10 protein-coding genes are annotated in these 12700 nt (G+C 67.3%); 4 read left to right on the plus strand and 6 right to left on the minus strand.

The genetic code is table 11. The annotated features are described in order from the left end of the window. Nucleotides 1-22 precede the first annotated feature (22 nt). Together AAF184_06475 and AAF184_06480 are read left to right on the plus strand one after the other, a co-directional pair. Nucleotides 23-376, plus strand: a complete 354-nt coding sequence (locus AAF184_06475) for a hypothetical protein (protein MEO0421960.1) — start codon at nt 23-25, stop codon at nt 374-376. Beyond that, entirely contained in the window at nt 373-1758 is a 1386-nt protein-coding gene (locus tag AAF184_06480; GenBank protein MEO0421961.1) for a class II fumarate hydratase, read from the plus strand. The genes AAF184_06475 and AAF184_06480 overlap by 4 nt, the downstream gene beginning before the upstream one ends. Before the next feature lie 19 nt (nt 1759-1777). Here the strand turns inward: AAF184_06480 and AAF184_06485 are convergent, their stop codons facing one another. From AAF184_06485 to AAF184_06510, 6 genes are all read right to left on the minus strand, one after another. Then, entirely contained in the window at nt 1778-2863 is a 1086-nt protein-coding gene (locus AAF184_06485; protein ID MEO0421962.1) for a DUF1513 domain-containing protein, read from the minus strand. 22 nt (nt 2864-2885) lie between these two features. Next, nucleotides 2886-3980, minus strand: coding sequence for an imelysin family protein (locus AAF184_06490; GenBank protein MEO0421963.1), 1095 nt, complete (start codon nt 3978-3980; stop codon nt 2886-2888). Next, on the minus strand, nt 3977-5539 hold the full coding sequence (locus AAF184_06495) for a di-heme oxidoredictase family protein (GenBank protein MEO0421964.1): 1563 nt from the start codon (nt 5537-5539) through the stop codon (nt 3977-3979). Before AAF184_06495 ends, AAF184_06490 begins: the two co-directional genes overlap by 4 nt. After that, nucleotides 5536-6756, minus strand: a complete 1221-nt coding sequence (locus tag AAF184_06500; GenBank protein ID MEO0421965.1) for an imelysin family protein — start codon at nt 6754-6756, stop codon at nt 5536-5538. Before AAF184_06500 ends, AAF184_06495 begins: the two co-directional genes overlap by 4 nt. 103 nt (nt 6757-6859) lie before the next feature. Then, nucleotides 6860-7921, minus strand: coding sequence for a Fe(3+) ABC transporter substrate-binding protein (locus AAF184_06505; protein MEO0421966.1), 1062 nt, complete (start codon nt 7919-7921; stop codon nt 6860-6862). A gap of 61 nt (nt 7922-7982) precedes the next feature. After that, on the minus strand, nt 7983-9029 hold the full coding sequence (locus AAF184_06510) for an ABC transporter ATP-binding protein (GenBank protein ID MEO0421967.1): 1047 nt from the start codon (nt 9027-9029) through the stop codon (nt 7983-7985). Between the two features lie 191 nt (nt 9030-9220). Between AAF184_06510 and AAF184_06515 the strand changes: the two genes are divergently transcribed. Both AAF184_06515 and AAF184_06520 read left to right on the plus strand, forming a co-directional pair. Then, nucleotides 9221-10855, plus strand: coding sequence for an iron ABC transporter permease (locus tag AAF184_06515; GenBank protein ID MEO0421968.1), 1635 nt, complete (start codon nt 9221-9223; stop codon nt 10853-10855). A 146-nt stretch (nt 10856-11001) separates the two neighbouring features. After that, nucleotides 11002-12681 carry a choice-of-anchor B family protein gene (locus AAF184_06520; protein MEO0421969.1) on the plus strand — a complete coding sequence of 560 codons (1680 nt, stop codon included), beginning with the start codon at nt 11002-11004 and terminating at the stop codon, nt 12679-12681. Nucleotides 12682-12700: the final 19 nt, after the last annotated feature.

The raw sequence follows: 12700 nt of genomic DNA on the forward strand, positions 1-12700 counted from the left end.
TAAGGAAACGCGACACAACACCATGAGAGCCTCACCGCCAGCGCCATTTTCCCTCGAAGCCGCCGTTCGCTTCGGCTCGCATCCGGACGATCCGCAGCTGTTGTACGCCTATTTGAGCCTGTGCGACGAAATTGGCGCGTGGCAGGTGTACCTGCGCGCCCACCGGATCATGCTCGCCATCATCGTGGATCCCAAGGTGCCTCGACACTGGCGCTGGCTCTGCCTTGACCACGCCTACCGCCCCCTCTCCGGCCTGTACCGCCTGGCCCGCAGCGAAGAAGAACGCGAAACCCTGCGTCAGTGCAATCACGAACTCAGCCTGTCCAGCCACCTCGGTCTGGCCGCGGATCCCGCACACTCGAGGAACCAACCATGACCCGCACCACCCGTACCGTCAGCGATAGCATGGGCGAACTGCAAATCGATGCCGAGGCGCTCTACGGCGCCCAAACCCAGCGCGCCATCGATAACTTCCCCATCAGCCGGCAGCGCATGCCGCGAGGCTTCATCGAGGCCCTGCTGCTGGTCAACGAGGTCGCCGCAAAGACCAACGGCTCGCTCGGCTGTATCGATGCTGACATGGCGCAGACGATCGCTGAGGTGAGCGCCTCCTCACGCACCCGCGAGGACCTCATGACCCACTTCCCCGTCGATGTGTTCCAGACGGGGTCGGGCACGAGTTCGAACATGAACGCCAACGAGGTGCTCGCCACCCTCGCCACCCAAGCCCTTGGCCGACCGGTTGATGCGAACGACCATGTTAACTTCGGCCAAAGCAGCAATGATGTGGTGCCGACCTCCATCCACGTCAGCGCGGCACTCGCGGTGGAGAGGGATTTGCGCCCGGCCGTCACACATCTGATCGCCGCGATCGAGACCAAAGCTGCCCACGTACAGCACCACTACAAAACCGGCCGCACGCACCTGATGGATGCGATGCCGGTGAGCCTGGGGCAGAGTCTCTCGAGCTGGGCCGCTCAGCTGCGCAACGGCATGGCCTTGCTCGATGGCGTACTGCCCGGCATCCACAGGCTCGCCCTCGGCGGTACCGCGGTGGGCACGGGCATCAACACGCACCCCGACTTCTCCGCAGCGTTTGCCCATGGCCTGGCGGAACAAACGGGGATCCCCTTTCGCCGTGCGGACAGTTTCTTCGCGCTGATCGGCTCTCAGGATGCCGCCGTTGCCCTGTCCGGCCAGCTCAAGGCAATCGCCGTCTCGGTGATGAAGGTCGCCAACGATCTGCGTTGGATGAACTCGGGCCCCCTGGCCGGTCTCGGCGAGATCAGCCTCCAGGCCCTGCAACCGGGCTCCTCCATCATGCCGGGCAAGGTCAACCCGGTCATCCCCGAGGCCGCCGCCATGGTGGCTGCCCAGGTCATCGGTAACGATGCGGCTATCACCGTCGGCGGCCAATCCGGGAACTTCGAACTCAACGTGATGCTGCCGATGATCGCGAACAACCTGCTCTCGAGCGTCGGTATCCTGAGCACGACAACGCGGCTGTTGGCGGATAAGGCGATCGCCAGCTTCGAGGTCAATGAAGAGAAGATCGCCGGCCCGCTGCACCGAAACCCGATCCTCGTGACGTCGCTCAATCCGGTGATCGGTTACGCGGCCGCCGCAGAGATCGCCAAGACCGCCTATCGTGAAGGTCGTCCGGTGCTGGAGGTGGCCGTGGAGAAGACCGATCTCTCGCGCGAGGAACTGACCAAGCTTCTTGACCCTGTAGCGCTCACCAAGGGCGGCCTTTTCTAGGCAGCGGGGACCGCTTCGACTAGACGGTACCACCAGCGCCGACGACGGCGCTTAGGTGGTTATCCCACCGCAGTGCCCGATGGGCTGCGCCGGCACGACGCGCCTGCACAGGCCGCACCTCGCCCTCCCCGGTGCTCACGATCATGCGATCGTGGCTGGCGGCGACGCCGCATACGTCCGTCAGCGCAGTGGCATCGAGCAGGCGCCCGGTCGCGGCGTCGTAGGTGTGCGCGTGGTTCCCGCGGGGGCTGGTCACCGTCACGATTGGGCGTCCGCGGTGCGCGGCGACGGACCCCACGTAGCCCGCGAGTGCGCGGGTCTGCTCCGAGTTGCCGATCACCTGGAGCCCTGTATCTTCCCGCACGTGCCGGAGCACCAATGGCGCATCGACGCCGGCGCCTTCGTCCTGTCCCCCGATCCATAGGCTCCCGTCACTCGCTTGGGCCAAGTGCCGAAGCGACACCTGGTGCCATCGCGCAGGCAGCGACACCTGCTCGAGTAGCGCGCCGTCAGCCGCACGGAGGTACGCCAGGGAGGGACGCATCTCGGCCAAGTTCAGCTTGTGCCGCGGATAGTCGGGGTGGGTCTCGATACCGCCGTTGGCGACGGCGATCGTGGCACCGTCGGCGAGGAGAACGGCCTCGTGGGCGCCGATGCCGGCGGTGCTCATCTCGCCGAGGCGCCGAAACCCAGCGCTGACATCGTAGACGCCGAGCACGCTGTCAGGCCCCTCGAAGTCGTTCTCCGTGGCGTAGAACAGCTCGCCGTCAGGACTGAAAAATCCGTGTCCGAAGAGGTGCCGCTGAGCTGGGGTCTCAACGCTCAGCAGCGGTTGCAGGCGCTGCAGATCGATCACCGTCGCCGTCCGGCTCGGGCGCCGACCCAACACCACCGCCAGCTGCCCGTGCGGTGCCACCGCGATACCGTGCCCCCGCGCGGGCAAGGGAATCGTCGCTATCGGTTGCCACGTCCCATCGAGCACCACCGCGGCGAAGCCGCCCGCACGCAGCGCGCAGCAGCCGATCAGGCTCGGGGAGCGGTCTGGCCCAGCGCGACGGCACGCGCTCGGGACGGCGCTGAGCGAGAGGAGTGCTCCCAGTCCCATCAGCGACTGGCGCCGCTGCCTATTAATCGCCATCGGTGGAATTGAAGCCCGCGCTGAGGCCGAGGGCGCCGGTGAGGCCCGTGCTGAGCCCGTTGTGTGCACTCAGCAGGGGCTGGCGCAGGTACTGCAAGCGCTTGCGATGCTGCTCATCGCGCACCACGGTCTCCCAGCTGCCCGCCTCGGCCAGCACGCCCAGGTGGAATTGGATGTCCTCCAGCTCGCGCAGCAATCCCGCGCCCGCGTAGCGGCTGTCCTCGGGCAGTAGCCGTTGGAATTCCCCGTCGAACAACTGGCGCAGGCCACCAACCATGGCGTCGATCGACGGCGCCGTGAGGCTCGAGCGCGAGAACGGTGCGAGGGCGGGACGTGCCGCCGCCGCCTGCGTCCCCATGGCTTGGCCGATCTTGCCGTCGGCGGCGAGGGTGAGCGCGCTGGCGGCCTCCTGCATGGTCTTCGCCAAGGCGCGATCTTCGCTCAGCGGTTCCCCGGTGCGGGTCAAGGCGTTGGTGAGCGCCCCCTTAGAACGCCATTCCTCCGCCAGCGAGGCCGTCACCTCGCTCATGAGCTCGGCGATCGGGCGGGCCGCCACGCACTGGGCGCTCTGCGCATGGATCCCCGACGGCTCCGTGTAGAGCACGTACTCGAGCGCAGGCAAGCCCTGCAGCGCGACGCTCTTTTCCGCCAGGCTCTCACGGTCGAGATCGCCCGGCGCGAGTTCGGCGATGAACGCCGCTAGCTGCCGTCGGCCGCGAAGGCCGCGATCGGGCCAGTAGAACAGCCGTTCGTAGCGATGCTCGGTGGCGACCGGGCCGAGACGCAGCCATTCCACCCGGGACCAGGCCGCCACCAGCGCTTCGAAGGCCACGTGCGCCTCATCCAGCGCGCTGGCCTGATCAGCGCCGGGTTGGCATAGCTGGTCAACGGCATCTCGTTGTCCTCGAGCGCGCTCGGCCAAGGCCTCGTAGTCGGCTGCGACATGTTCGAAAGCCTGGCCGAGAAACGCGGCGTATGGGGTCTCCTCATGCCGTCGTTCAGCGCCGCAGGCCGCCAGCAGCGCGAGCACTACGAGGCAGGCCATGCGCCTTACGCAGCCGGCGTCGAAGGGTCTACCGATCATAGGGATCTCAAGAAGGTGAGCAGCGCGCCGCGCTGATCCGGTGTCATGGCAATCACTTTATCGCGCGCCGCGCGCGCCTCACCGCCGTGCCAGAGGATGGCCTCGAGCAGCCCGCGGGCGCGTCCGTCGTGGAGGAGTTGCGTGTGGCCGCTGACCGCTTCGGTCAGGCCGATACCCCACAGGGGCGGCGTCCGCCACTCTTGACCCGAGGCCTGACCCACCGGAGTGACGCTGCTGAGCCCTTCGCCCAGGTCGTGAAGCAAGAGGTCGGTGTAGGGCCAGATCATCTGGAACTGGTGCGCGGGCTGCGCGGCATCGCGCCGAGTGACGTAGTTAGGCCGATGGCAGCCTGCGCAGCCGACCTCGTGAAACAGGCCCTTGCCGGCCAGCACCTGTGAATCGTCCACGTCGCGCCGGGCCGGCACCGCGAGATTGGCGGAGTAGAACACCACGAGATCGAGCATCTCGTCGGTGGCCTCGAAGGGCCCCTGCGCTTCCTGTACGCCCGTCGGCGCAGCGAGGCAAGCCGCCTGCTGCGCGGTGCACTCGCCGGCCGCGCGCGGCTGCACGGCGGAGGAGATGCCCATGTCGTTCAAGAAGGCACCGCCGGTTTGGGCCCGCAGCGAAGGCGCAGCGGCCTTCCATCCAAAGCGGCCTACGCGCCATTCGCCGCTCTCGGGATCGCGCACCCGCTGGGCGCGACCGGAGACGCCGTCGCCATCGGCATCGTCCGGATCCTCCTGGGCGAGCAAATCGCCTTCGTGGATCGCCTCCAACAAGCCCAGGCCGATCATCGGCTGCGCCACCCGCGCGGAGAGCACGGCGCTCGGATGCAGAGGTCCGTAGGCGGGGTTGGCCAGGGTGAAGCGCGGCTTGCGCAGGCGCACGCGCTCCCCGCCGTTCAGCACCACCTCGTGTTCGTCGTAGGTAAGCCCAACTCTGCCCTCTGCGCGCACCCCGGCCACGGCCACGTCTTGGATCTGGCCGCCGTACGCAGGATCGGGCATGCTCAGCCGCTCGCCGTCCTGGCGCGCGCGCACGTCCTCGGCGGTCTCTTCGGTGAGCGCCACGCGCAACAGGAGCGAGGTGCGATCGTCCTGATCGTCCACCGGCGGATGTCCCCGGCCATCCTTCAGATGGCAGCGCTGGCAGGAGCGCGCGTTGTAGATCGGCCCGAGGCCGTCGGAGGCCTGGGTCGAGGACGGTGAGGACACCCAGAGCTTGCGGAAGATCGCGTTGCCCAGCGCGAACTGCTGCAGGCCCTCGAGTGACAGGTTGCTCGAGGGGTTGGAGAAGGCGTTGCGCGACACGCTGCCCGTGAAGGTGGCCGCCCCGGCGCTGTTGACCTCGAAGGCTTGTGCGCTGGCGGGCACGTCGGGCAAGACCGTGAGCGAGTGCACGCGCTCACGCTCTTGCGGCGTCAGATCCAACCGCCACGGGAGCGGACCCGCTGCCGCCGTCTCCGGTGCGGGTGCGGATCCAGGTCGCAGGGCGACCAACGCCAGCGCGGCCGCGACGCCGATCGCACCGGCGATCAGGAAGCGGCCGTTCACGCTCACTGGAAGACGGCGGCGGGGTCGTCCAGGGCAGCGGAGCCTTCGATGTACACGCTGCCGAGGCCGAGCGCCGTGACCAGCTGCTCGTGGGGACGGGTCTGGGCGATCAGGGCGTCGACGCCCTGCTCTATCGCTTGCTGCCCCGCTGCGTTCCCTTCGGCGATCATCTGATCGAAGGCTTCGATCTCATCGCCCCGTGCCTTCAAGGCGCTGAGCGCCTGGGTGGCGGCAAGCACCGCGCTCTCCAACCGCGATGCCAGGGCCGGGTCCGTCTCCCTCGCCAAGTCAGCCATCGACGGCCCGCTCACCACGCTGCCGTCGACCCGCTCGTAGCGGCCCCGATAAACGTTCTCGATGCCGATCTGGTTGTAGTAGTGCGAGTTGTGGGTGTTGTCCGAGAAGCAGTCGTGCTCCTCTTCCGGGTCGTGCAGCACCAGACCCAGGCGCATGCGCTCGCCGGCTAACTCGCCGTAGGACAGCGAGCCCATGCCGCTGATCATCGCGTTAACGCCCGTCACGGGGTCGTCGGTGAGGTTGCTGCGGGCGGCGCCGCCGTCCTCCCACAGGGCCACCATGGTCTCCAAATCGTCGATGAGCAGCTGCGCCGCCGTGCGCAGGTAGGCGACGCGGCGGTCGCAGTGGCCGCCCGTGCAGTCGCCCTCTGCCTGAGCGAAATCGCTCGCAGGACGTTGGCCGGCGCCCGGGCCCGTGCCATTCAGGTCCTGTCCCCAGAGCAGAAACTCGATCGCGTGGTACCCAGTGGCCACATTAGCTTCCACGGCACCCGCCTCGTGAAGTACGTCGCGCAACAGTTCGCCGGTGATGGCGCTCGCATCCACCGGCTGGCCGTTCACTGAGGGTTGGGCGTTGGCGATGACGTTTACCGCGTAGGCGGGATTCGCATCGGACTGCTGACCGTAGCTCGCGTCGACGTAGTCGATGAGCCCTTCGTCGAGGGGCCAGGCGTTGACCCGACCCTCCCAGTCGTCCACCAGGGGGTTGCCGAAGCGGAAGGTCTCCGTTTGTTGGTAAGGCACGCGGGCGGCTAGCCAGGCGGCGCGCGCGGCGTCGAGGCTGGCCTGCGTCGGCGCCGCGATCAGCGCCTCGATCGCCTTGTTGAGCGCCTGCGCCGTGAGCAAACTGTCTTCGTAGGTAGCGTGGGCAAGGTCAGCGTAGGTGTTCACGACGGGGGCGGCGCGCTCCGCACTCAGGCTGAGCACTTCGGGTGCTGGGGTTGGCGCCGGCGGCGCCGACGCATCCTCCCCGGCGCAACCGGCGAGGAGCACGGCCGTGGCGGCCGCGAGGCTTAAGGTGCGCACGGGGCTATTTCCAGCCGGCGCGATCGAAGGCCATGATGGCTTGCGCTTGATGCTCTCCGAGTAATGCAGCATTGAGTTCATCCTCTTTAAAGGTCCCCAGAGACTCCACGGTGGAGGACGCATCCAGCCCGGCCACGGCTGGATACTCGTTGTTGCCGTTGGCGAAGTACTGCTGCGCCTCGGGCGATGTCAGGTATTCCAGAAATTGAATGGCGTGGTCGCGGTTCGGGGCGCCCTTCACGACACCCGCGCCGCTGATGTTGATGTGCGCGCCATGACCCGCTTGCTCGGGGAACACCACGGCAACGGAGTCGGCGATCGCGCGATCGGCGGGATCGTCGGAGGCGGCCAGGCGCGCGAGGTAGTAGGTGTTGACCACAGCGATGGCACACTCGCCTGTTGCCACCGCGCGGATCTGACCGGTGTCGTTGCTCTGGGGCGGTCGCGCGAAATTGGCCACGACGCCGCGCCCCCAGGCCTCGGCGCCGTCGACGCCCTGGCGAGCGACGATGCTCGCCATCAGCGAGACGTTGTAGATACTGGACGAGGAACGTATGCACACCTTCCCGCGATGGGCGGGGTCGGCGAGGTCCGCGTAGGTGGCCAGCGGCTCGGGCTTACCGCCTTCGCGGCGGTAAATGATGACCCGTGCGCGCTTAGAGAGGCCGAACCACAGGCCGTCAGGATGGCGCAGGTTGCTCGGCAGGCGCTCGTTCAGCACGGCTGACTCCACCGGCTGCAGGATGCCCGCCTGCTCGGCCCGCCACAGACGCCCCGCATCCACAGTGACCAGCAGATCGGCGCGGGTGAACTCCCCCTCCGCCCGAATCCGTTCGATCAGCTGGTCCGCGTCCGCCTCGATCAGGTTGACGCGAATGCCGGTCTTTGCAGTGAACCCGTCGTAGAGCGCCAAGTCCGTGTCGTAATGGCGCGAAGAGTAGAGATTGACCTCACCCTGCGTCGCCGGAGCTGAACGCGCCGCGGTGGCGTCGGGCGCGCCTGAGTCGGCACAGCCGAGAAGAGATGAAAGGGCGCAGAGCAGAAGACCGACGGAAAGGACGCGCATTCGGGGACGAGCCTCGCGAGAGCATGACGGGCGCTGATGGTAGAGCCCTGGACACGTCAGTTCAATTCGTCGGGGCAGGGGTGGACAGGGGCTTGGGGGCGGCGAACACGCAGCGGTCGATGGGGGTGACGGACACGCAATCCCCCGGCGCCAGCGGCCGCGCATCGCGCATCCGTAACACTTCGATGCGGTCCGCGGCGTTAGGCGCTTCCAAGTGCACGACCAGGGCGTCGTCGGAGCGCCGAATCTCCACCACCACCGGTCCGGTCTGCGCAGCGGACAGGCGCAAATCCTGTGCGCGCACGACGACGTCCATCGGCCCCTCCTGGAGCCCCTCGTCGACCAGGCACTCGCGTGGCCAGCGACCGAACGGCGTGCTTAGCGCATCGTCCTGCATCGTGCCTCGCAGGCGCTGAGCCCTACCGAACATGGCGGCCACCTGCAGCGTCGCCGGACGGTCGTAGAGTTCCCCCGGCGCGCCCTGCTGACTGACGCGCCCACCCTCGAGCACCACCACCTTGTCCGCTATCGCCATCACCTCCTCCGGGTCGTGGGTGACGAACAGGCCGACGGTGTCGCGCTCGCGTATCGCACGCCGCGCATCGTCGCGCAGGCGGCGGCGAAGGGCGACATCCAGGTTGGCGTAAGGCTCATCGAACAGGAGTGCCCGCGGCGTGCGGGCGAGGGCACGTGCCAGCCCCACCCGCTGGCGCTGCCCGCCCGACAGGGCGTGGGGCAGGCGATCCCCGAGGTCGTCGAGGTGAACCTGAGCGAGCAGCGCGGACACTGCCTCGCCCCGATCCGCTCGAGGGAGCCCGAAGCCAACGTTTTGGGCCACGTTCAGATGGGGAAACAGCGCGCCCTCCTGGAACACCAGGCCGATCGGCCGTCGCTCCGGCGGCAGTTCGGCCGGCAGCGCTTGCCCGTCCAAGGCGATCGAGCCCGCCTGTAGGCGCAGCAGGCCCGCCGTGATCCGCAGCAGGGTAGTCTTACCGCACCCGGACGTCCCGACCAGGCACGTGACTTCACCCGCCGCGGCGCTGAAGCTGACGTCGCTCAGGGCCGCGACGTCATCGAAGTGATGAGAGACTTGATCGAAGGTGAGCACAGCCGCCGCTAGCGTCCTGTCAGGTTAGTTCGTTGAAGAATACGCACGAGGCTGTTGTGTCGCGAGTGCGGCGCGAGGACGGGCGTGGCAGCACCCACGGGAGGAGGAGCAACGTGCTCAGGGGCAAAAAGCCACCGCGTGTTGTTCAACGAACTAACGTGACAGGACACTAGGGAACCTCGAGGGAACGAATGACGATCCAGCCTACACGCAGCCCCAAGCGCGGATCCAGCGCTCTCTGGAGCATACCGCCGCTGTTCGCCGCCCTGGCGATTGCCGTGCCGCTGCTGATCGTGCTCAGCGTGCTCGCGGTGCCCGCGGGCGAGGCCTGGCGACACCTGCGCGAGACTCTGCTCCTCGAGTATCTGGGACGCTCGCTGCAGCTCATGCTACTAACCGGATCGTTCGCTCTCGCCTTCGCCGTGCCCTGCGCCTGGTTCACAGGCGCGTGCCGCTTCCCGGGCAGCAGCACCCTGGGATGGTTGCTCGTGTTACCGCTCGCCGCGCCCGCCTACGTGGTGGCCTACGCGTACACGGACTTGCTGGACGTTTCCGGGCCGATACAAACGGCCCTGCGCCAAGCGCTGCAGCTGTCGCCCCAAGCCTTCGTGCTACCGCCCGTGCGCAGCCTGCCGGGGGCCGCGCTGCTGCTCGCGCTCGTGCTCTATCCATACATCTACGTCTTGGCACGCAACAGCTTCGCGGCCCGCTCGGGGCTGCACTTCGAGGCGGCCCGCGTACTCGGCGTGGGAACGGTGCAGGCATTTTGGCGCGTGGCCCTGCCCGCGGCACGCCCGGCCATTGCGGGGGGCCTGGCCCTTGTGCTCATGGAAACCCTGGCGGACTTTGGCGTCGTCGAGTACTTCTCGGTGCCCACGCTGAGCACGGGCATCTACCGCACCTGGATCGGTCTCGGCGAGAAGACCGCGGCGCTCAAGCTCGCCGCGCTCATGCTGCTGTTCGTGCTGGTACTGGTGGGTTTGGAAGCGGCTGGACGACGCGGGCGCGCAGACCGCAGCGACCACTCCCGAGCGGCACCTCTGGAATTACACGGCTGGCAGCGGTGGGTCGCGTTCACCTGGTGCGCGGTGCCCGTGGTGCTCGGCTTCGCGGTGCCGGTGGCGCTGCTCGCGGTCTACGCGAGCGGCACGGGCGATGCCATCCTGGGCCGCGGCTTCACCCGCTACCTGTGGAACAGCGTCTCGATGGCGGGCGGCGGCGCCGTGCTGGCCACCGCCCTCGCCTTACTCCTCGCCTATACGATGCGCCTCGAGGGCCATCGCACCAACCGCGTCCTGATTCGCATCTCGACGCTTGGCTACGCGCTCCCTGGCGTGCTGCTCGCCGTCGCCCTACTGGGCCCCGTGAGCACCGTCGATCGCTGGCTGATCAGCTGGTGGCCGTGGGGCGGTAGCGGCACCGTCCTGAGTGGCAGCGTCGTGGTGCTCCTCTACGCGTACGTTTGCCGCTTTCTCACGGTCGCCTATCAATCGGTGGATGCCGGTTTAGCGGCTGTGTCCTCGGAACTCGACGCCGCCGCCCGCACCCTGGGCGCGAGCCCCGGCGGCGTACTCAGGCGGGTCCACCTGCCGCTGCTCGCCCGCCCGCTCGCCGCGGGCGTCCTGCTGGTGTTCGTCGACGTGATGCGCGAACTCCCGGCCACGCTCCTGCTGCGCCCCTTCAACTTCGAGACCCTGGCCACCCGCGTCTACCGGCTCGCCAGTGACGAGCGTCTCGCCGAGGCGTCAACCGCAGCGCTGTGCATCGTCCTCATCGGTATCGTGCCGGTGCTGCTCATCAATCGGGCTTCCCGCAGCGGCCCGTGAGCGTAGAGGGGCGCCGACGCCCAGGTCCGCGAGGCTTGCATAGGCGCTACCCCACGACTATATTTGCGAATGGTTCTCATTTCGCCGAGGCGAGGGGCGCGTGCCCCCGTCGTCCTCAGCAGCTCACCAGATCGAGGTAACGCCTGATGTCACAGGGATCTGCCCACCTGCTGTCCGCCCACCAGCGGCTAGGCGCCGCATTGCTCTCGCTCGCCCTTTGCACGATGGTCACCCCGAGCGCCTTCGGCCACGGCGATTCAGTGCCACGCTTCGTCGCCCCGCAAGGCCTCGACGCAGGTGATTGCGCAGACGCTGCCGCCCCGTGTCGCTCGATCATGTACGCGATCGAGCATGCACAGAAAGGCGACAACGTGCTGCTGGCCAAGGGTAGCTACGCCTTCGACCCCAAGGAGGCCGTGCTGCTGGTGAGCGATGTGATCCCCGTGACCGGCGGCTACAGCACGCTGGACGGGTATCTCAACCGCGACGCAAGCGACTCCCAGACCTTCGTGATCGGCTTGCCCGCCCAGTATCGCGAACGCTTGGCCAAGCGCGGACTGACGCTCATTCAGGATCGCAAGGGCTTAGCGATCGGCCATGACCGCTATGCGGCGCAGATCAACGCGGTCGCCACGGCGCCGGCGACCATCTTCTGTGTGGGCGGCCTGGTGGGACCCTACCCCTGCGAGAACGTCAATCTGCTCGGCCTCCGCCCCCTCGCTACCTTCAGCACCTTGCCGAGCGCCGCCAATGATATCTGGGGCTTCGTTGATTTGAACAACGGTCGCGAGTACGCGCTACTCGGACTCAACAACGCCACCGCCGTCGTCGACCTCGCCCGCCCCCGCCGGTCGCGCGAAGTCGGCAGCATCCCTGGAGAGAGCACGGTCTGGCGCGACATCAAGGTGCTACAGTTCTTCGACCGGGACGAAGGCCGCTGGAAGGGCTACGCCTACGTGGTCTCCGATTCGACCAACGACGGCCTGCAAATCATCGATCTGACTAACCTGCCCTTTAGCGTCTCCCTAGCGAACACCTACACGGAGTTCGCAAGCGCCCACAACATCTACATCAGCAACGTGGACTACGCGACCGGTCGCGCGATCCCGGGCCGTACGCCCTACGCCTACATTCTCGGCTCCAATCGCGAGGGCGGCGCATTTCGCATCCTCGACTTGAGCGACCCCCTGAACCCGGTAGAAGTCACGGCACCGCCGACGGACGCGCAGTATGTGCATGACGCGTCGAGCATTACCCTCGAGGGTGCCGAGGCGGAGCGCTGCGGCGAGAAGCGTACGCTCTGTGAGGTGTTCATCGACTACAACGAAACCACCGTCGACCTGTGGGACACCACCGATAAGGACAACCCGGTGTTGATGAGCGAGACGCCCTACGAACTCAGTGCCTACACGCACTCCGGGTGGTGGTCCGAAGATGGCAACTACGTATTCATCCAGGATGAGATCGACGAATTGGTCTCGGGCATCAACACCACGGTGCGCGTGTTGGACATCACCGATCCCTTCGCGCCGACGCTCGCCGCCGAGTGGGTGGGGCCCACGCCCGCGATCGACCACAACGGCTTCGTCAAGGGCGATCGCTACTACATGTCCAACTACCGCCGGGGCCTGACGATCCTCGACATCAGCAAGCCTACCGAGCCCACGCAGATCGGCTTCTTCGATACCTATCCGGACAGCGACAGCGCCACCTTCAGCGGCGCATGGGGCGTTTATCCGTTCTTCCCGAGCGGGCGTATCGTCGTGAGTGACATCGAGACGGGCCTGTTTATCCTCCAGGAGGCGAACCAGCAGCAGACCGAGTAAGGCTGAATCGCCTGTGGTT

It is taken from the genome of Pseudomonadota bacterium (assembly GCA_039815145.1).
GTDB lineage: Bacteria > Pseudomonadota > Gammaproteobacteria > Steroidobacterales > JBCBZW01 > JBCBZW01.